Source organism: Vibrio proteolyticus NBRC 13287 (assembly GCF_000467125.1).
In the GTDB taxonomy this organism is placed as follows: Bacteria; Pseudomonadota; Gammaproteobacteria; order Enterobacterales; family Vibrionaceae; genus Vibrio; species Vibrio proteolyticus.
In genome coordinates this window covers 27,686-47,723 of record NZ_BATJ01000022.1, presented here as the reverse complement: position 1 = coordinate 47,723, position 20,038 = coordinate 27,686, and the positions used below count along the sequence as shown (strand labels likewise).

Below are 20,038 nucleotides of genomic sequence, written 5' to 3'. Positions count from 1 at the left end.
TTGTGACTCAGACCAACTGAATGCCTCTTTCCCGTTTAATCATTCAGCAATTTCGCAATATTAAAGCCTGCGACATCGCACTGTCGCCAGGCTTTAATTTTCTTATCGGCCCCAACGGCAGCGGCAAAACCAGCGTGCTGGAAGCGGTGTATCTGCTCGGTCACGGTCGCTCTTTCAAAAGCTCGCTGACCGGCCGGGTGATCCAAAACCAGTGTGATGAACTGTTTGTCCACGGTCGTTTTTTGAACTCGGACCAATTTGAGCTACCAATTGGCATTAATAAGCAGCGTGATGGCTCGACAGAGGTTAAAATAGGCGGTCAAACCGGTCAAAAACTGGCACAATTAGCTCAGGTTTTGCCCTTGCAGCTGATTCACCCTGAAGGGTTTGATTTGCTGACGGACGGGCCGAAACACCGGCGGGCGTTCATCGATTGGGGCGTGTTTCATACCGAAGCGGCGTTTTACGATGCCTGGGGGCGGTTTAAGCGCCTCAATAAGCAGCGCAATGCACTGCTGAAAACGGCCACCCGATATCGCGAGCTCAGTTACTGGGATCAGCAGATGGCCGTGCTGGCCGAGCAGATCAGTGCCTGGCGGGCGGAATATGTCGAGCAAATGAAAGGGGTCGCCGAGTCGATTTGCCAGACATTTTTGCCAGAATTTGATATTCAATTGAAGTATTATCGTGGGTGGGACAAAGAGACGCCCTACCAAGAGATTCTCGAGAAAAACTTCGAACGCGATCAAGCGCTGGGTTACACCTTTAGCGGCCCGAACAAAGCGGATCTGCGCATTAAAGTGAACGGAACCCCGGTGGAGGATGTTCTGTCACGAGGTCAACTGAAACTGATGGTCTGCGCACTGCGTGTGGCGCAAGGCCAGCATCTGACCGACAAGACCGGTAAGCAATGCATCTATTTGATCGATGACTTTGCTTCTGAATTAGACAGCCAACGTCGCAAACGACTGGCAGATTGCCTTAAAGCGACGGGGGCTCAAGTTTTTGTAAGCTCGATTACCGACAGCCAGATTGCCGACATGCGCGATGATTCTGGCCGATTGTTCTATGTGGAACATGGTGTGATCGAGCAAGGATAAATAGTGAGAGAGTAACTCATGTCTGAAAATTACGATTCATCGAGTATTAAGGTACTGAAGGGTCTGGACGCGGTGCGTAAGCGTCCGGGTATGTACATCGGCGACACTGATGATGGCACCGGTTTGCACCACATGGTGTTCGAGGTAGTCGATAACTCAATTGATGAAGCGTTGGCGGGTCACTGTAAAGACATCGTTGTGACAATTCATGAGGACAACTCGGTTTCCGTGAGCGACGATGGCCGTGGTATTCCAACCGAAATGCACCCGGAAGAGAAAGTGTCTGCCGCTGAAGTGATCATGACGGTCCTGCACGCGGGCGGCAAGTTCGATGACAACTCGTACAAAGTCTCTGGTGGCTTGCACGGTGTGGGGGTGTCGGTCGTGAACGCTTTGTCTGAAAAAGTGGTCCTGACCATTCATCGTGGCGGTCATATCCATACGCAAACTTACCGTCATGGTGAACCTGAAGCACCTCTAGCAGTGGTCGGTGATACTGACAAAACCGGCACACAAATTCGTTTCTGGCCAAGTGCGGAAACCTTCTCGAATACCGAATTCCATTATGACATCCTGGCGAAGCGTCTGCGTGAACTGTCGTTTTTGAACTCGGGCGTATCGATCAAGCTGATTGATGAGCGCGAAGCGGATAAACACGATCACTTCATGTACGAAGGCGGCATTCAGGCCTTTGTTGATCACCTGAATACCAACAAAACGCCGATCATCGACAAAATTTTCCACTTCAACTTTGAACGCGAAGACGGCATTGCGGTGGAAGTGGCGATGCAGTGGAACGATGGTTTCCAGGAGAATATCTTCTGTTTCACCAACAACATTCCACAGCGTGACGGGGGGACTCACCTGGCGGGTTTCCGCGCGGCATTGACCCGGACGCTGAATACCTTCATGGACAAAGAAGGTTTCTCGAAGAAAGCGAAAACCGCGACGTCGGGTGACGATGCGCGTGAAGGTCTGACGGCGGTGGTTTCGGTGAAAGTGCCGGATCCAAAATTCTCCAGCCAAACCAAAGACAAGCTGGTGTCGTCTGAAGTGAAGTCGGCGGTTGAGTCGGCCATGGGTGAGAAGCTGTCAGAATTTTTGGTCGAGAACCCGAACGAAGCCAAGATGGTGTGTTCAAAAATCATCGACGCGGCGCGTGCTCGTGAAGCGGCGCGTAAAGCGCGTGAAATGACACGCCGTAAAGGTGCGCTGGATCTGGCAGGTCTGCCGGGTAAACTGGCTGACTGTCAGGAAAAAGACCCGGCACTGTCTGAACTGTACATTGTGGAGGGGGACTCTGCGGGCGGGAGTGCTAAGCAGGGTCGTAACCGTAAGAACCAGGCGATTTTGCCGCTGAAAGGTAAGATCCTCAACGTCGAAAAAGCGCGTTTCGACAAGATGCTCTCTTCACAGGAAGTGGCCACACTGATCACGGCACTGGGCTGTGGCATCGGTCGAGACGAGTACAACCCGGATAAACTGCGTTACCACAACATCATCATCATGACCGATGCGGACGTTGATGGTTCGCACATCCGTACGCTGCTGCTGACCTTCTTCTACCGTCAAATGCCAGAGCTTATTGAGCGCGGCTACGTGTACATCGCTCAGCCACCACTTTACAAAGTGAAGAAAGGCAAACAAGAGCAGTACATCAAAGATGAAGAAGCGATGAATCAGTATCAGGTGTCGCTGGCGTTAGACAACGCGGCGCTGCACGTCAATGCGGATGCACCAGCCATGGCTGGTGCGGCACTGGAGAAACTGGTTCAGCAATACAACGCCGGCATCAAGCTGGTGGAGCGCATGAGTCGCCGGTACCCGTATGCGCTGCTGCATGAGTTCCTGTACGTACCACGTTTGACGGCGGATCAATGCCAGGATGTGGCACAGGTCGAGGCCTGGACCCAACAACTGGTGGAACAACTAAATGCCAAAGAAGTGGGTGCCAGCCAGTACAGCTATGAAATTGAACAGCATCAGGAGCTGGGTGTCAGCATTCCGAAAATCAAAGTGCGTACTCATGGTGTGACTTACGATTACATGCTGAGTGTGGATCTGCTGAACTCAAAAGAGTACGCCAGACTGGCCGAGTTGTCAGAAAGCCTCGATGGTCTGATCGAAGAAGGGGCGTACATCAAACGCGGTGAGCGTATTCAGCCGGTGGGCAGCTTTGTGGAAGCCCTTAATTGGCTGATGAAAGAGTCGCAGCGTGGTCTGAGCCGTCAGCGTTACAAAGGTCTGGGTGAGATGAACCCGGAGCAGTTGTGGGAAACCACCATGGATCCGGAAACCCGTCGTATGATGCAGGTGACTATCGAGGACGCCGTGGGCGCCGATCAACTGTTCACCACGCTGATGGGCGATCAGGTTGAACCGCGTCGTAACTTCATCGAAGAAAACGCCTTGCGTGTCGCTAACCTAGACGTGTAACTCGCGTTAACATCTCGTATGAAAAAAGCAGCGATACATCGCTGCTTTTTTGTTTTTGTCGACGGTGCAAATCGCCACTTTATTCCAGCTCTGGTGGTTTTTCCGAGTTTACTGCCACTTTCTGATCCCCGCGTGCCATTTTCTGTCTGTTTTACCGGTTTCTTGCCATTTTGTTCGAGGCGGCGCTTTTGCTTTCTTTTGGGCTCTGGTTATAGTGCTAGAACACCCACCAACTTGCGGAGAACACACATGGTGACGAGGTTCCTGGACTGAGCCGGAAGTGAGGCACTTCCGGCTCTATGTATCGCAATTATCGCTAAAACAAGGTCTTGAGAAGGAAGTCATCGTGTTGGCACGTAGATGGTCGGCATACGCCCCGGCACTGCGTACCTGGTGGTTCACCAGTCGCTTTTTAACCTATCAGTCTCCGCTGCGCTTGTTGGCGCTGTTTGAACGCTATGATCAACAGGCCGATTGCCACAACGGTGCCCGCATTGCTGTCGGTGATCGGGTAGGGCTGATGGATATCGAACGCCGTCATCATTATCGAGTCACGTTAGTCAACGCCGATAAAAGCCGGCCTCTGAGTGGCCAGCTGGCCGTGGATTCTCATTTGGGTGCCCAGCTATTGGGGCGGGTTTTACAGGACGAGTTCGACATGATCCTGTTCCATCAGCGGCGCCGTTTTGTGATTACCGATATTGTGCATTCGTCACGCCCACCCGCGTTGTTGTCGGTGTGCGGCTGTCGGTTATGTCAGTCAACAGAGGTGAAGTCATGAGTAAGCAAGAGAAGAAACAACCCCAGTTAAGTCTGAAAGAAAAACGCAAGCTAAAGCAGGAGAAAGCGGCAGAGCAAAGCGTAATAAAAGCGCGTAAATCTTCTCGCAAGTAAGCGGATTACCCCATCAGCCCGTGACGATCCGCGGGCTGATTAAAATTTTCATTTTTCCCCTTGAAAGCCATTTTTGTGCCCTTATATCTAATAGTGAAGGGGATGACTGGCTTGCTAGAGACTAGAAGCACAGCCCTCTGACATCGCCAACACCTGCTCGCTCTGTGGAGGAGACTGCGTTTTGGCATACAACCTGACTGACGATTCCTTATCATGTCTCCGCGCCAAACCAAGGCCTGTGGAATGATCTGGAATGCTTAGCTCGGCGAAGTTGTTTGCATCAACACGCCATCGGGATGAAGTTCATCTGGGCTAAGACTATTGCTTAAATTAAGAGGATAGATTTTATGCGTAATGTAGATTTCTCACCACTATACCGTAATGCCATTGGCTTCGATCGTCTGTTCAACCTGATGGAAGCGAACACCGCCAAAAGCTCCTCTGGTGGTTACCCTCCTTACAATATTGAGCAGAAAGACGAGCACAACTACCGTATCACCATGGCGGTGGCGGGTTTTTCTGAGCAACAGCTCGATCTGACACAAAACGAGAACATGTTGATCGTGAAGGGTGAACGTAACGCGGAAGAAGGCAAAAATTACGTTTATCAAGGCATTGCAGAGCGTGATTTTGAACGTAAGTTCCAGTTGGCGGACTACGTCAAAGTGACGGGTGCATCGATGGAAAACGGCTTGCTGCACATTGACCTGGTGCGTGAAATTCCGGAAGCGATGCAGCCACGCAAAATTACTATCGGTAATCAACTGCTGGAAAATCGCTGAGCATAAGAGTGAGTGTATAGAGTGAGAAAGAGCGCCATAGGCGCTCTTTTTTGTGCGGAGAAGGTTGTTTCTCTCACCCTTCCCGGTAGGCCTTTTCCACCTCTTCGGCGATGGCCGCGATCCCTAGCTGCATTTTGTCGTCGTCCTGAACGTAGTTCATTCGCAGACACTGATGCGCATGCGCCCATTCGTCTTCCTGGCCGATAAAGAAATACTCGCCCGGTACAATCAGCACCCCACGTGCCTTGAGGCGTTGATACAGTTCCATGGTGGTGATGGGCAACTCATCAAACCACAACCACAGGAACATCGCCCCTTCCGGTTTATGGATCCGGAAGCGTTCATCACTGATAGCGGCTTGCAGCAGTTCTACCGCGCGTTGGGATTTCTGCTGGTAAAAGGGCTTGATCACTTCAGTGCTCAGTGTCAGCAGATCGCCTTTTTCAATCATATGGTGGGCCAAAGCCGGACCGACGCTCCCCGGAGCCAGGCTGATGATCCCGTTCATGTTGGTCATCGCTTGTGTGATGGCTTCACTGGCAATCACAATCCCGCAGCGCACGCCAGGCAGGCCGAGTTTGGACAGGCTCATGCAAAGAATGGTGTTCTCATTCCAAAATGGCTGTACGTCTTCAAAAATGATGTTAGGGAACGGCAGGCCGTAGGCATTGTCGATGATCAGCGGAATGTCATTGGCGCGCGCTAACCGATCCAGTTTGCGGATCTCTTCGTCTGTCAGGACGTTGCCGGTCGGGTTGGTCGGGCGAGAAGCACAAATCGCCGCCACGGAGTCGTCGATGGTCAGTTGCTCGAAGTCGACATGGTATTTAAACAGGCGGTTATCCAGCAGTTCGATTTCCGGGTGGTAGGAGACGAAGATGTTTTCGTCCACACCGGCATCACCGTACCCTATGTATTCCGGAGCGAGTGGCAACAGAATTTTTTTATGTGAGCCATCGGCCTGTTTACCAGCCAGCAGATTAAACAGGTAGAAGAAGCCGCTTTGGCTGCCGTTGGTCAGGCTGATGTTCTTTTCACTGATGTGCCAGCCATAGGTGTCGCGCAGTAACGCTGCCAGCGCTTTCACCAGCACATTCTTTCCCTGCGGGCCGTCGTAGTTCGCCAGCGCGGCCACCAGATCGCCATTTTCGAGCATTTCCTCACAGGCTCGGTGAAAGTAATCGAGCATGGCCGGGATGGCGGCCGGGTTGCCTCCGCCGAGCATGATGGCACCAGGTGTGCGCAGGCCATCATTTAAGTCATCCATTAACTGCGTAATACCGGAGTATCGATTAAACTTTTCACCAAACTTAGAGAATTGCATTGCTGATTTTACCTAATTCATTGTGATTGCTTTGATCAGTGTAGAAGCGCCAGTGCGTGGCTGGCGAACAGAGTAATCCTTGAACATACCTGAATGGCTGGGCGACGAAAAGCACTAATTCCGTGCAACAGATAAAACAAAGCCCAACTCCGAGGAGTTGGGCTTACATCGTTGCCTTTATGTCGACAACTCATGTCGATTGCAGCACGTTATTTTTGCAATAGCGAAATGTCGGCGATTTTTAGGAACAGGTTACGCAGGTTGTTCAGCAGGGTCAGACGGTTCTTTTTCAGCGCTTCGTCATCGGCCATAACCATAACGTTGTCGAAGAACGCATCCACCGGCTCACGCAGGTCAGCGAGCTTGCTCAACGCTTGTTGGTAGTTACCCGTAGCAAAGGCCGGCTCTAGTGCTTCTGTCATCACTTCAACGCTTTCCGCTAGTGCTTTCTCTGCGTCTTCCTGTAGCAGTGCCAGGTCGATGTCTGCGGCCAGTTCGCCGTCGAATTTCGCCAGAATGTTACCGACACGTTTGTTTGCTGCTGCGAGAGACTCCGCCGCTTCCAGTTCACGGAAGTGAGAAACCGCTTTCACGCGTTGGTCGAAGTCTGCGGGTTTGGTCGGATGACGCGCCAGGACCGCCTGAATCACATCCACACTGAAGCCTTCGTCCTGATACCAGGCACGGAAACGACCCAGCATGAATTCAATCACGTCTTGCTCAACGTTGTCGTTGGTTAGACGCTCACCAAACAGTGATTTCGCTTTTGCGACTAGGTCAACAAGATCTAGGTGGTAGCCGTATTCTACGATGATACGCAGTACACCGAGCGATGCGCGGCGCAGGGCAAATGGGTCGCTGCCTTTTGGCGCCTGACCGATACCGAAGATACCGACGATAGTGTCCAGTTTGTCTGCCATTGCGACGGCCGTTGACACGCCGTTGGATGGCAGCTCATCACCGGCGAAACGCGGCATGTACTGTTCGTTCAGTGCGACGGCCACTTCTTCCGCTTCACCGTCGTGGCGCGCGTAGTGCATACCCATGACACCTTGAGTATCGGTAAATTCGAATACCATTGAGGTCATTAGGTCACACTTAGCTAGCAGGCCAGCGCGCTTCGATTTCTCAACGTCAGCATCGATTTGCTCAGCGATGTAGCCAGCAAGTTCAGTGATGCGGTCGGTTTTGTCTTTGATCGTACCCAGTTGCTTTTGGAAGATCGCTTGCTCTAGTTCAGGCAGACGGTCGATAAGCGGACGCTTACGGTCAGTGTTGAAGAAGAATTCAGCATCAGCAAGACGAGGACGAACCACTTTCTCGTTACCTTCGATTACGTAACGAGGTTCTTTTGATTCGATGTTCGATACGAAGATGAAGTTAGGTAGTAGCTTCTTGTTTTCGTCATAAACAGGGAAGTACTTCTGGTCACCTTTCATGGTGTAAACCAGGGCTTCAGAAGGCACTTTTAGGAACTCTTCTTCGAACTTCGCGGTTAGTACCACTGGCCATTCAACCAGAGACGTAACTTCTTCTACTAGGTCATCTTCTAGATCCGCGATACCGCCAACTTCTGCTGCCGCTTTTTGTGCGTCCGCGAGGATGATGGCTTTACGCGCTTCGTAATCGGCCATCACTTTCCCGCGCTCTTCTAGGATCGCAGGGTATTGCTCAGCAGAATCGATAGTGAACTCTTGCTCACCCATGAAGCGGTGACCACGGATGGTGCGGCTTGACGCTACGCCGAGGATCTCACCTTCAATGAGATCGCTGCCCATCAGCATGGTTAGCGTTTTCACTGGGCGGATAAATTGAGTCGTCTTGTTACCCCAGCGCATTGGTTTTGCGATCGGCAGGTTTGCTAGTGCTTTTGCTGCCAGTTCAACGATGATCTCAGACGTTGGCTGACCTTTCACTTCTTGTTTGAACAGTAGCCATTCACCTTTGTCGGTTACCATGCGATCCGCTTGGTCAACCGTAATGCCACAACCACGAGCCCAGCCTTGAGCTGCTTTGGTTGGGTTGCCTTCCGCGTCAAACGCTGCAGAAACCGCAGGACCACGTTTTTCAACCACTTTGTCTGATTGGCTTTCTGCCAATGCCGCTACTTTTAGTGCCAGACGACGAGGCGCCGCGAACCATTTTACACCTTCGTGCGCAAGCTCCGCGTCTTTGAGTTCTGCTTCGAAGTTTGCTGCGAATGCTTCCGCCAGAGTGCGAAGTTGCGTTGGTGGTAGCTCTTCGGTACCCAGCTCGATTAGAAATTCTTTTGCCATGTGACTTTACCCCTTACGCTTGTTCTTTCTTACACATTGGGAAGCCCAGTGCTTCACGCGATGCGTAGTATGCTTCTGCTACTGCTTTGGTCAGATTGCGGATGCGCAGGATGTAACGTTGACGCTCAGTCACTGAGATCGCTTTGCGTGCGTCCAGTAGGTTGAATGCGTGACCTGCTTTCAGGATGCGCTCGTAAGCAGGTAGTGGCAGTGGCTTTTCAAGCTCAAGCAACTTTTTACACTCTTTTTCACACTGCTCGAAGAAGCTGAACAGGAAATCGACATCGGCGTGTTCGAAGTTGTAGGTTGATTGCTCGACTTCGTTTTGGTGGAAGATATCACCGTAAGTCACAGCGCTGCCGTCTGGGGCGATATTCCAAACCAGGTCGTAAACCGAGTCGACTTCTTGGATGTACATTGCCAGACGTTCAATACCGTAAGTGATCTCACCGGTTACCGGTTTGCATTCCAGGCCGCCAACTTGCTGGAAGTAAGTGAACTGAGTGACTTCCATGCCGTTGAGCCACACTTCCCAGCCCAGACCCCAGGCGCCCAGTGTCGGGTTTTCCCAGTTGTCTTCGACGAAACGGATGTCGTGAACCAGTGGGTCGATACCAAGAACTTCAAGGGAGCCAAGGTACAACTCTTGGATATTGTCTGGCGATGGTTTCAGCGCGACCTGGAATTGGTAGTAGTGCTGAAGACGGTTCGGGTTCTCACCGTAGCGGCCATCGGTCGGACGACGTGAAGGTTGTACATAAGCGGTCGACATTGGCTCTGGGCCAAGTGCTCGCAGACAGGTCATTGGGTGAGAGGTACCCGCACCCACTTCCATATCCAGTGGTTGAACAATGGTACAACCATTTTGAGCCCAATAATCCTGCAGCGCGAGGATCATTCCCTGGAAGGTTTTGATATCGTATTTTTGCATAAGTCAGGTTCGCGCAATTGTTCGGTTACTCATGATGACCGCCCGATAACGAGTGGTGAACACCACCTTTGGTCAGCCATGTTGAGTAATGACGGTTGAATAAAATAACGATCAAGTATACCGAGATATTCTGCATGGGAGTAGGGCTAATCTTGCTTAATTCGTAGTCAAAAATGTCTTTTAGTGGAATTTATTGTGTTTATTGTTCGGAAATCGCCAAAAAGGCCACTTTTGATGGATTTCTTACTTGAGATCTGGCGTTAGCCTGATTAGAATTCCGCCGTCTTTGGGGAGTAGCTTACCCGGTCACCATTCTTGGTTATCTGGTTCGTCCGTCAACATAATTGGTGCCAAATCACCATGGCGTTCGAGGCTCATCGCTGGATGGGTTTAGCAAGACCTTAGACAAACATCGTGAACCGGGGTGGGGCGCGAGGTTTGTCTACGGTTAAAATTATAATCCCTGCCCCAAAGAGCATGTCGTGAGCGTTTTAGCTATTTCAATTACTACGGTGGCCTTAGCCGAAATTGGCGATAAGACCCAATTGCTGTCTCTACTGCTGGCAAGCCGTTATCGTAAACCGTTACCCATCATTGCTGCGATTTTGGCCGCGACCCTGGCCAATCACGCCCTGGCCGCCTGGCTTGGTGTGGTGGTCGCCGATTTTCTGTCCCCCGAAATCCTCAAGTGGGTTCTGGTGATCAGTTTCCTCGTTATGGCCGGTTGGGTGTTGATCCCGGATAAACTCGATGACGATGAGTCGATATCCAGTCGCGGACCGTTTATCGCCAGCTTTATCGCGTTTTTTGTGGCGGAAATCGGCGATAAAACTCAGATTGCGACGTCGATTCTTGGCGCACAGTACGCCGATGCTCTGGGCTGGGTGATTGTGGGCACCACGTTGGGGATGTTGCTGGCGAATGTGCCAGTGGTACTGCTTGGCAGATTGTCGGCCGATAAGCTCCCGTTAAATCTGATCCGTAAAGTCACCGCGATCCTGTTCGTTATTCTGGCCATCGGTGCGGCGTTCTTTTCCTAACTGACGCGAAAATGGGGTTAAAACACAGCAAATCAGCGATGTTTGCGCCAGATCATACTCTGAGAGAAAAGCCGGATTTGCATAAGCGCTGAGCTATCAGGGCCATCAAGGTCATGCTACTTTTATCATGTACTTGGTGGCGGGAGGGCAGAAGTATGCTGACACGTTATATGGGGATGACCCCGAAAAGTCAGAGCTATTTGTTTACCTTTGGACTGGTGTTAACGCTGTTGGGCATGGCGTTAACCGATATGTGGTTGCCCATGGTGGCCGGTGCGATCATCCTGACCGGTTTGACTGTCGAAGCCTGGATTCGGGTCGCGCATATCATCCCGATGCACAAAGAGATGCGAGCGATGAAACAGCAACTCCAACAGTTACAGGCTGAGGTACATCGCATCGATTATGATGAATAACAAAAAGGCTGCCAGAGGCAGCCTTTTTTACATTGGTCTCGCGCTCAGTTGAGCCCTTTCTTGATCAAATACTGATAGGGCAGGGTGTCGGTTTGCGCGGCCATCAACTGGTGATCCATAAAACGACAGAAGCTGGGAATATCACGGGTTGTTGACGGGTCGTCCGCTTTCACCAGTAACACATCCCCGTCCTGCATGTTACGAATTGTCTTCCTGACCATCATCACCGGCTCCGGGCAGCGAAGTCCTTCTGCCTCTAACGTTAGGGTTGCCTGCTCTGCATTGAATGTCATGGTCATCTCTTAAATACGTCTGGAGAGGCTAAATAATACTGCTGGAGAAAAAATATTCAATAACCCCTTGGCAAACAGATCAATTTGTTTTAACTTAATTAACAAGTTGGTAACAAACGATAAGGAGCGCCTATGTTAACAGCCCTAGATAGACTGACCATCTACTCGGTTCTGTGTTTTATTTCTTTCTGCGCACTTGTCCTGCGTTCGCCAGCAGAGACGTCATTCATGCCCCTGATCGGCATGTGTGCCACCATGTTAGGGATTTGGCTCGAGATGCGCCGCTGGCAAGGTTCATCTGAAGAGCAAAACAATTAACGCACTTGTAGTACTACGCTCAATTACATTCCGACACTATCCCCATTTTTCTTGGGCTTCCCCGCTGAAAGGCGGGATTTTTTTGCCTGAAAATCGACCGGCTCGTTGCCCGGACCGTTGTGCCGTTTCCACTGCCAGATCTTGCGGTAAGACGAGGGTAAAAACGGGTAACGCAGCTGTTGTAAATAGCTGCCACCGCCACTGTGAGACGGCACACCAAGCCGGGGCGGGGCATAGGCTGGAACGTAGTAGGTGCCGAACCAGCGGTCAAACAGGGCAAACACCGTGGCAAAGTTTGCCTGATAGGCGTTGCGGTCATTGGCGTGGTGCCAGCGGTGCATCATCGGAGACACAAACCAGGGCGCAAGTCGGCCATAATCGATTGGAATGTCGGCATGAATAAAGTAGCCATAGTAGTGTCTGACAATGTTGTTCACCAGCACCGCCCAAACTGGGAACCCAAGCAGCAGCAGGCAACTGGTGTCGATGAAAAAGGTGGAGAGCCGGTTGAGTGGGTGAAAGCGTTCCAGTGTCAGCCAGGTCATGTGTGTATCGGAGTGATGGGTGCTGTGCGACGGCCACAGCAGCAGCGAATGCTCGAAGCGGTGACGCCAGTAGCCGACGAAGTCACCGACGAACACCACCACCACGATCAGCAGCCATGGAGGGAGGGCTTCCCAGCTTGATGCGGCAATCAACGCCAAATTCATGCCGCGCAGTGTGACGTCGAGATAGGCAATGATGGGCGCAGTGAGCAGGATATTGATGGTGATCAGAATCAGATTGGTGGTGCTTTCCGTCAGTACGGGTCGCCAGTTGGTCAATAGCTTTTGACGGTGGATCAACAGCGCAACCAGGATGAAAAACACTCCAGGGAAACACAGCGCACGATAGGCATTAATCAGGGCGTTAAGTGATGATGCTATCAGTTCGTCCATGTATTTGCCTCCGACTGCGAGTGATAGAGCCTCTCTTTAGATTAGGCGTGTGGCATCGAAAGCGGGGATTTTTTCTCACTTGCGGTTACAATCACCACGGTGTCCCTGATAACTGCATGGGTATAATAGAGTGGAACTGGAAGACATTTACCGCCGTGATCTGAATTTGCTGGTGGCCTTGCGAGTATTGATTGAAGAGAGCAGCGTCAGTAAAGCGGCCGCCCGGCTCAGCCTGAGCCAGTCAGCGATGAGTCGTGTGCTCGGCCGTTTACGTGAGTTACTCGGCGACCCGCTCTTTTCTCGCCAGGGACAGCATTTGGTGCCAACCGAAAAAGCGCTGGAAATTAATCGTTCACTCGGTGAGCCGCTTGAATCGCTGCGCCAGTTATTGTCGCCGGTTGAGTTTGAACCGCGCAGCTGTGAACAAACCTTCACCATCGCCACTACCGATTACGCCATGCAGACCATTCTGCCGTTTGCGCTCCCCAGAATTTATCAGGAAGCGCCGCGAGTATCGTTTGAGTTTCTGCCGTTGCAGCATGATCGGTTGAGCGATCAGTTGATGCACGCAGGCGCCGACTTAGCCATCTGTCGTCCGACCGGGTCCTTGGATCCGCTGCGCAGCGAAGTGCTGGGCCGGGTCGGTGTATTGTGCCTGTTGTCGCGCCATCATCCTTTGGCTGAGTTGCCGCTGACCCTGAACGATTACCTGACTCATCCACACGCCATGATTGCCATCAGTGACGGCGTGAAAGCGCTGCTTGATCAGGCACTGAGTGATCAGCCTGAGCGTCGTATGGTGCTGCGCGCCTATCATCTGGAAGCGGCGCTGGCGATCATCGATACCTTGCCGCTGATCATCACCGTACCGGCCGACTTGGCCTACCTGGTCGCGGAACGTTTTGATTTGGTGGTCAAACCGCTGCCTTTTCAGTTTATGCCGTTCGATTATTCGATGATTTGGCATTCGAGATGTGAGCATTCTCCGGCACAGGAATGGTTGCGTTCTATCGTCAAAGAAGAGTGTAGCCGCTTGATTGCAAAGCGAATCGAAGATATGGGACTGAGCTAAAAAGCCTGCAGGACGGCTTGCCTAATCGTACGGCTGTTCTACTGTTAACTCATGATTATAAAAAACACAGGAAGTGAGCATGAGTACACAGTCAGTCAGGCGCTGTCTCATTTTGGCGTGCCTGCCGATGGCATTTTCGCTGTCGGTTGCTGCTAAGCAGTCGGTGATCGAAGTCTGTTCGGATTGCCATCGGGTGGACGGGACCGCCGGCGACAACACCATTCCCAATCTGTGGGGGCAGTCGGAGCAGTACCTGGCTGAGCAGGTTAAGGCTTTTCGCAGCCAGACCCGCACCAGCCCATTTATGCAACCCATTGTTCATGAAATGAGTGATGCCGATCTCAAAGCGGCCGTGGCCCATTATGCCTCGCTGCCGCCTGCTAAATCGTTTACGTTGCAATGGCGCGGAGAACAGTGGCCGGGAGACATGTCGTTGGGGGAACAGCTGGCATACAACGGCAAATGGCAGAATGATGTGCCTGCGTGCGTGGCGTGTCATGGCCCCAGCGGGGTAGGAGTTAAACCGTCTTTTCCACGTCTGGCCGGGCAAAATGCCGATTATCTGAAAAATCAGCTGCTGGCGTGGCAAAAAGACCAGCGCCCGCCAGGCGTGCTTGGCACCATGGTACCGATTGCCAAAGCGCTCAGTGCCGACGAGATCGAGGCGGTAGCGCAATACTTCGCTCAACTCGGGGAGGACAAGCAATGAAACGATATATGCTGATCCCGGCGCTGCTGCTGTTCGTTCAGGCGCAGGCGGAGTCTACCTATCCCGATCTGGCTGAAACCGGGCCAACCCGGGCACTGCAAGCGGGTGAGGTTCATCATACCCCGCGAGACTGGAAAGCGTTACCGGACGGCGAGTTCGGTGAATCGATCAAGCGCGGTTACTCGCTGTTCGCCAATTCGCAGCAATTACACCGCAGCGGCCAGGTCAATAATGGTCTCAATTGCATCAATTGCCACCTTGGTGCCGGACAACTGGCCAATGCGGCGCCGATGTGGGCCGCGTATGTGTCGTATCCGGCCTACCGCGCCAAGAATAAAAAAGTAAACACGTTTGAAGATCGTCTGCAAGGCTGTTTTATGTATTCGATGAATGCGGGCAAAGGCAAGGCGCCGGGGGTACTCAGTCAGGAGATTCTCGACCTGACGGCGTATTCTTATTGGCTGTCGTTTGGCGCCACGGTTGACAACAATTTGCCGGGTCGTAGCTACGCTAAAATGAGCCATGCGCCCGCTGAACCGGATTTTGTCCGCGGTCAACGTGTGTACGCCTCAGAGTGCGCGGTGTGTCATGGTAAGAATGGAGAGGGCCAACAGGTCGATAATCGCTATGTCTTCCCTCCGTTGTGGGGTAAAGACAGCTACAACTGGGGCGCGGGGATGCATCAGATCAACATCGCTGCCAACTTCATCAAAGCCAATATGCCGCTGGGTGAGCGTTACAGTTTGTCTGATCAGCAGGCCTGGGATGTGGCACTGTTCATCAACAGTCAAGAGCGTCCGCAGGATCCGCGTTTTGATGGCAGTGTCAGCCAAACGGCCGAAGCGTACCACCAGCACAACGATAGGTACGGTAAGCCAAGCCCGGTTGATCGGCATTTATTGGGTTCACAGGCCTTTTAAAACGCCAACAGCCGGGCATTTCCGTGCCCGGCTGTTGCTGTTTGGCTGGGGCGTTACAGTTTGATCACGACTCGACCCGTCACCTGACCCTTGGTGATGTCTTCGGCGTATTTTGGTGCCTGCTCCAGAGGTACTTCGGTGCACGCTTGCTCGAAGAAGCTGTCTGGCAGCAGAGCGACCAGTTTTTCCCACGCAGCGACGCGCTTGTCGATCGGACACATCACGGAGTCCACCCCTTGCAGGCGTACGTTGCGCAGGATAAATGGCATGACGGTGGTCGGCAGATCGAAACCGCCTGCCAGGCCACAGGCAGCGACGGCGCTGTTGTAGTCCATCTGAGCCAACACTTTCGCCAGCATTGTACTGCCCACAGTGTCGACTGCGCCTGCCCACAGCTGTTTTTCCAGCGGACGAGCCGGCGCGTCAAATTCACTGCGATCGATGATGCGACTGGCGCCGAGTTGCTCCAGCAACGGGCCGTTTTGCGCCACACGGCCAGTGACTGCAGCCACTTGGTAGCCCAGCTGCGCCAGCAAGGTGACGGCGACCGAGCCAACTCCGCCACTGGCGCCAGTGACCAGAATTTCGCCGTGTTCAGGTTTGATGCCGGCATCCAGCAGAGCTTGAACACACAGCATGGCGGTGAATCCCGCGGTACCCACCATCATGGCTTTTTTACTGTCGATACCCTGCGGCAGGGGCACCAGCCAGTCGGCTTTGAGACATGCACGTTGTGCCATGCCACCCCAGTGGTTTTCACCCACCCCCCACCCCGTCAGGACCACCTGATCGCCGGGCTGGTAACGGTTGTCCTGTGAGCTGATCACACGTCCTGCCAGATCGATGCCCGGCACCATCGGAAAATTACGGATGATTTTGCCTTTCCCTGTGATTGCCAGGCCATCTTTGTAGTTGAGTGACGAGTAATCGACGTCGATCAGCACGTCGCCTTCAGGCAGTTGTGCCTCGTCGATCTGTTCGATGGCAGCGATAGTACGTTTGTCTTCTTGGTTAAGAATCAGCGCATTAAACATAAGGGTCTCCACAGTTGTGCAGCAATATTGATACTGAGGTTAGTGTAGCGGCTCATTGAGTATGACTAAAATGAAACTTTAGCATTATATTTATGCGCAAAGCGCATAGAGGTGGGCCGAAATCGTCCCTAGAGAATAGTACAAAGCCAGTCACAGCGACTGGCTTTGGATCAAGAGAGGAAGAAACGGTAGGCAGGGTTGTCGCTTTCGTCTTTACACTGATAACCCAGCTCACGCAGATGGGCGGAAAAACGGGCTAAATCGTGCTCATCGAGTTCAAAGCCACACAGTACGCGACCGTAATCGGCACCGTGATTGCGGTAGTTGAACAGGCTGATGTTCCAGTGTGTGCCCAGTGTGCTGAGGAATTTCAGCAGCGCACCCGGGTACTCGGGAAACTCAAAACTGTACAGGCGTTCTTTGAGCGGCTTGGACGGTTTACCACCGATCATGTAACGCACGTGCAGCTTGGCCATCTCATCGTCAGACAAGTCAACCACCGGATAGCCGCCGTCGCGCAGATCCTGAATGATGTGGTCCAGTTCTTCCTGCCCGCCTTGCAGACGGACACCGACAAAAATGTTGGCCAGCTCGTCGTCATTGTAACGGTAGTTAAACTCCGTCACGGCGCGGCCGCCGATCAGGTTACAGAACTCAAAAAAGGCCCCCTGACGTTCAGGAATGGTGACGGCCAGCAAGCCTTCGCGTTTTTCACCCAGTTCACAGCGTTCCGATACGTAGCGCAGACCATGGAAGTTGGTGTTGGCGCCCGACAGCACGGTGCCCAGTTGTTTGCCCCGGAGCTGATGCTTTTCGGTGAACTTTTTCAGGCCGGCCAGTGCCAGCGCCCCGGAAGGTTCGGCGATCGCGCGGGTATCTTCAAAGATGTCCTTGACCGCCGCACAAATTTCATCGCTCGACACGGTAATGTGGTCATCGATGTACTGCTGACACAAACGAAAGGTTTCCTCTCCGATGCGTTTGACGGCCACGCCGTCGGCAAACATGCTGACCTGATCCAGCACCACGGGCTCTCCGGCATCCAGTGCTGCTTTAAGGCAGGCTGAATCTTCCGGTTCCACCGCAATCACTTTGATTTCCGGCATCAGCTGTTTGATCAGCACCGCGACTCCGGCGGCCAGACCGCCGCCGCCAACGGGGACAAAAATATAATCCAAATGGCCGTTTTGCTGCAGCATTTCCATCCCGATGGTGCCCTGACCGGCGATCACCAGCGGATGATCAAATGGTGGGACAAACGTATAGCCGTGTTCGGCCGACAGGCGTTCGGCTTCGGCTTTCGCTTCATCAAAGTTGTTGCCGTGCAGTACCACGTTACCGCCGAAGCTGCGTACCGCATCCACTTTGATATCCGGTGTGGTTTTTGGCATGACGATGGTGGTGCGGATCCCGAGCCGGGTGCCGGACAGGGCCAGTCCCTGAGCGTGGTTGCCCGCCGAGGCGGCGATCACGCCAGCGGCTTTCTGCGCGTCTGTCAGGCTGGCGACCATGTTGTAGGCGCCGCGCAGCTTAAATGAATGCACCGGCTGGCGGTCTTCGCGTTTGATTTGCACGCTGTTGTGGATCCGGGCCGACAAGCGCGGCATGGCCTGCAGCGGCGTGACCGTGGCTACTTCGTACACCGGTGCCCGCAGGATCTGGCGCAGATAGTCTGCGCCAGTTTGATGGGTTCGTGTCATCCGCTAGTCCTCAAGTTTGGACTTATCACGGACCGCACCTTTGTCGGCACTGGTGGCCATGCTGGCGTATGCTTTGAGTGCAAAAGACACCTCACGCTGACGCGACACCGGTTTCCAGCCAAGTTGATCCTGACGGCTGCGACGTTCGGCCAGTTCCTGCTCCGGTACTTGCAAAGCGATGGTGCGGTTTGGAATATCAATCGCAATCTGGTCGCCATCTTGCACCAGACCAATGGCGCCGCCGTTGGCCGCTTCCGGAGAGGCATGGCCAATTGACAAGCCCGAGGTGCCGCCGGAGAAACGGCCATCGGTCAGCAGCGCACACTCTTTGCCCAGTCCCATTGATTTCAGGTAGGTGGTCGGATAAAGCATTTCCTGCATGCCCGGGCCGCCTTTCGGACCTTCGTAGCGGATCACCACCACATCGCCGGCTTTGACTTTGCCACCGAGAATGCCGTCCACGGCGTCTTCCTGGCTTTCGAACACCACGGCCGGGCCGGTGAATTTCAGAATGCTTTCGTCAACCCCGGCGGTTTTCACGATACAGCCATCCAGAGCGATATTGCCTTTCAGTACGGCCAAGCCGCCATCCTGACTGAACGCGTGCTCTTGGGTACGGATACAGCCCTGTTCACGGTCGTCATCCAGTGTGTCCCAGCGACAATCTTGGGAGAAGGCCTGAGTGGTGCGGATGCCGGCGGGACCTGCGCGGTAGAAGGATTTTACCTGCTCCGACTGGGTCTGCATGATGTCGTATTGCGCCAGTTGTTCTTCCCAGGTCAGGCCGAGTACGGTTTTGGACTGGTTGTGCAGCAGGCCGGCGCGGTTCAGCTCACCCAGAATGCCAATCACGCCGCCGGCGCGGTGCACGTCTTCCATGTGGTATTTCTGGGTCGACGGGGCCACTTTACACAGGTGCGGAACCTGACGGGACATACGGTCGATGTCGGTCATATCAAAGTCGACGTCGCCTTCTTGTGCCGCCGCCAACAGGTGTAGGACGGTATTGGTGGAACCGCCCATGGCAATATCGAGTGCCATAGCGTTCTCGAACGCGGCTTTGGTGGCGATGTTGCGTGGCAGGGCTGTGGCGTCGTCTTGTTCATAGTAACGGCGGGTCAGCTCGACGATGCGGCGACCGGCGCTGAGGAACAGCTCTTTGCGGTCGGCATGGGTGGCCAGCAGTGAACCGTTACCTGGCTGTGACAGACCGAGCGCTTCCGTCAGACAGTTCATGGAGTTGGCGGTAAACATGCCTGAACACGACCCACAGGTTGGGCACGCTGAGCGTTCAATCTGTTCGCTTTGCTGGTCAGAGACTTTCGGGTCGGCGCCCTGAATCATTGCATCAACCAGATCGAGTTTGATGATCTGATCTGACAGTTTGGTCTTACCCGCTTCCATGGGGCCGCCGGAGACGAAGATCACCGGAATGTTCAGGCGCATTGACGCCATCAGCATCCCTGGGGTGATTTTGTCACAGTTGGAGATACACACCATGGCATCGGCACAGTGGGCATTGACCATGTATTCGACAGAATCGGCAATCAGCTCGCGCGAAGGCAGTGAGTAGAGCATGCCGCCGTGGCCCATGGCGATGCCGTCGTCGACGGCGATGGTGTTGAATTCTTTGGCGATCCCGCCGGCGGCTTCGATTTCTCGTGCCACCAGCTGGCCAAGATCTTTGAGGTGTACGTGCCCCGGTACGAATTGGGTGAAGGAGTTCACCACCGCGATGATCGGTTTACCGAAGTCTTCGTCTTTGACGCCGGTGGCGCGCCACAGTGCGCGGGCGCCGGCCATGTTGCGGCCATGGGTGGTGGTGGCTGATCTGTATTTTGGCATTTCCTTGTCC

The 20,038-nt window shown here is 53.4% G+C and carries 18 protein-coding genes; 10 read left to right on the top strand and 8 right to left on the bottom strand.

Features of this window, described 5'->3' with window-relative positions; translation table 11 throughout:
• The first annotated feature begins 20 nt into the window (after window positions 1-20).
• From recF to VPR01S_RS19110, 4 genes are all read left to right on the top strand, one after another.
• A complete protein-coding gene (recF, locus tag VPR01S_RS19125; RefSeq protein WP_021707023.1) occupies window positions 21-1,100 on the top strand; it encodes a DNA replication/repair protein RecF in 1,080 nt (359 codons plus the stop codon).
• An 18-nt stretch (window positions 1,101-1,118) separates the two neighbouring features.
• A complete protein-coding gene (gene gyrB, locus VPR01S_RS19120) occupies window positions 1,119-3,536 on the top strand; it encodes a DNA topoisomerase (ATP-hydrolyzing) subunit B (RefSeq protein ID WP_021707022.1) in 2,418 nt (805 codons plus the stop codon).
• Window positions 3,537-3,882: 346 nt separating this feature from the next.
• Window positions 3,883-4,317 carry a GreA/GreB family elongation factor gene (locus VPR01S_RS19115; RefSeq protein WP_021707021.1) on the top strand — a complete coding sequence of 145 codons (435 nt, stop codon included), beginning with the start codon at window positions 3,883-3,885 and terminating at the stop codon, window positions 4,315-4,317.
• A 460-nt stretch (window positions 4,318-4,777) separates the two neighbouring features.
• Window positions 4,778-5,212 carry an Hsp20 family protein gene (locus VPR01S_RS19110; RefSeq protein ID WP_021707020.1) on the top strand — a complete coding sequence of 145 codons (435 nt, stop codon included), beginning with the start codon at window positions 4,778-4,780 and terminating at the stop codon, window positions 5,210-5,212.
• 73 nt (window positions 5,213-5,285) lie between these two features.
• On the opposite strand, the gene VPR01S_RS19105 is transcribed toward VPR01S_RS19110, so the two are convergent.
• From VPR01S_RS19105 to glyQ, 3 genes are all read right to left on the bottom strand, one after another.
• Window positions 5,286-6,536, bottom strand: a complete 1,251-nt coding sequence (locus VPR01S_RS19105) for a valine--pyruvate transaminase (protein WP_021707019.1) — start codon at window positions 6,534-6,536, stop codon at window positions 5,286-5,288.
• Between the two features lie 209 nt (window positions 6,537-6,745).
• Window positions 6,746-8,812 (bottom strand): glycine--tRNA ligase subunit beta, encoded by a 2,067-nt coding sequence (gene glyS, locus VPR01S_RS19100; protein WP_021707018.1) that lies wholly within the window; start codon window positions 8,810-8,812, stop codon window positions 6,746-6,748.
• Window positions 8,813-8,825: 13 nt separating this feature from the next.
• Entirely contained in the window at window positions 8,826-9,743 is a 918-nt protein-coding gene (glyQ, locus tag VPR01S_RS19095; RefSeq protein WP_021707017.1) for a glycine--tRNA ligase subunit alpha, read from the bottom strand.
• Window positions 9,744-10,225: 482 nt separating this feature from the next.
• Here glyQ and VPR01S_RS19090 point away from each other — a divergent pair, with 482 nt between their 5' ends.
• Window positions 10,226-10,783 (top strand): TMEM165/GDT1 family protein, encoded by a 558-nt coding sequence (locus tag VPR01S_RS19090; protein WP_021707016.1) that lies wholly within the window; start codon window positions 10,226-10,228, stop codon window positions 10,781-10,783.
• A 155-nt stretch (window positions 10,784-10,938) separates the two neighbouring features.
• On the top strand, window positions 10,939-11,199 hold the full coding sequence (locus VPR01S_RS19085) for a hypothetical protein (RefSeq protein ID WP_021707015.1): 261 nt from the start codon (window positions 10,939-10,941) through the stop codon (window positions 11,197-11,199).
• Window positions 11,200-11,243: 44 nt separating this feature from the next.
• On the opposite strand, the gene tusA is transcribed toward VPR01S_RS19085, so the two are convergent.
• On the bottom strand, window positions 11,244-11,492 hold the full coding sequence (gene tusA, locus VPR01S_RS19080; protein WP_021707014.1) for a sulfurtransferase TusA: 249 nt from the start codon (window positions 11,490-11,492) through the stop codon (window positions 11,244-11,246).
• A 132-nt stretch (window positions 11,493-11,624) separates the two neighbouring features.
• Here tusA and VPR01S_RS19075 point away from each other — a divergent pair, with 132 nt between their 5' ends.
• Complete coding sequence (locus VPR01S_RS19075) at window positions 11,625-11,810, top strand: hypothetical protein (RefSeq protein ID WP_021707013.1); 186 nt, start codon at window positions 11,625-11,627, stop codon at window positions 11,808-11,810.
• A 23-nt stretch (window positions 11,811-11,833) separates the two neighbouring features.
• Here VPR01S_RS19075 and VPR01S_RS19070 read toward each other — a convergent pair whose 3' ends face one another.
• Window positions 11,834-12,748: a sterol desaturase family protein gene (locus VPR01S_RS19070; RefSeq protein ID WP_021707012.1), complete on the bottom strand. Its 915-nt coding sequence runs from the start codon at window positions 12,746-12,748 to the stop codon at window positions 11,834-11,836.
• A gap of 130 nt (window positions 12,749-12,878) precedes the next feature.
• On the opposite strand from VPR01S_RS19070, the gene VPR01S_RS19065 reads away from it, so the two are divergent.
• The 3 genes from VPR01S_RS19065 to VPR01S_RS19055 all read left to right on the top strand — a co-directional run bounded on the left by VPR01S_RS19065 (window position 12,879) and on the right by VPR01S_RS19055 (window position 15,449).
• Window positions 12,879-13,820, top strand: coding sequence for a LysR family transcriptional regulator (locus tag VPR01S_RS19065; RefSeq protein WP_021707011.1), 942 nt, complete (start codon window positions 12,879-12,881; stop codon window positions 13,818-13,820).
• A gap of 79 nt (window positions 13,821-13,899) precedes the next feature.
• Complete coding sequence (locus VPR01S_RS19060) at window positions 13,900-14,529, top strand: c-type cytochrome (RefSeq protein WP_052035782.1); 630 nt, start codon at window positions 13,900-13,902, stop codon at window positions 14,527-14,529.
• On the top strand, window positions 14,526-15,449 hold the full coding sequence (locus tag VPR01S_RS19055; protein ID WP_021707009.1) for a c-type cytochrome: 924 nt from the start codon (window positions 14,526-14,528) through the stop codon (window positions 15,447-15,449). The genes VPR01S_RS19060 and VPR01S_RS19055 overlap by 4 nt, the downstream gene beginning before the upstream one ends.
• Before the next feature lie 53 nt (window positions 15,450-15,502).
• Here the strand turns inward: VPR01S_RS19055 and acuI are convergent, their stop codons facing one another.
• The 3 genes from acuI to ilvD all read right to left on the bottom strand — a co-directional run bounded on the left by acuI (window position 15,503) and on the right by ilvD (window position 20,028).
• Complete coding sequence (acuI, locus tag VPR01S_RS19050) at window positions 15,503-16,483, bottom strand: acrylyl-CoA reductase (NADPH) (protein ID WP_021707008.1); 981 nt, start codon at window positions 16,481-16,483, stop codon at window positions 15,503-15,505.
• Between the two features lie 170 nt (window positions 16,484-16,653).
• Window positions 16,654-18,183, bottom strand: a complete 1,530-nt coding sequence (ilvA, locus tag VPR01S_RS19045; RefSeq protein WP_021707007.1) for a threonine ammonia-lyase, biosynthetic — start codon at window positions 18,181-18,183, stop codon at window positions 16,654-16,656.
• A gap of 3 nt (window positions 18,184-18,186) precedes the next feature.
• The gene (gene ilvD, locus VPR01S_RS19040; protein ID WP_021707006.1) at window positions 18,187-20,028 is read right to left on the bottom strand and encodes a dihydroxy-acid dehydratase; all 1,842 of its coding nucleotides are present in this window, start codon (window positions 20,026-20,028) and stop codon (window positions 18,187-18,189) included.
• Window positions 20,029-20,038 lie beyond the last annotated feature (10 nt).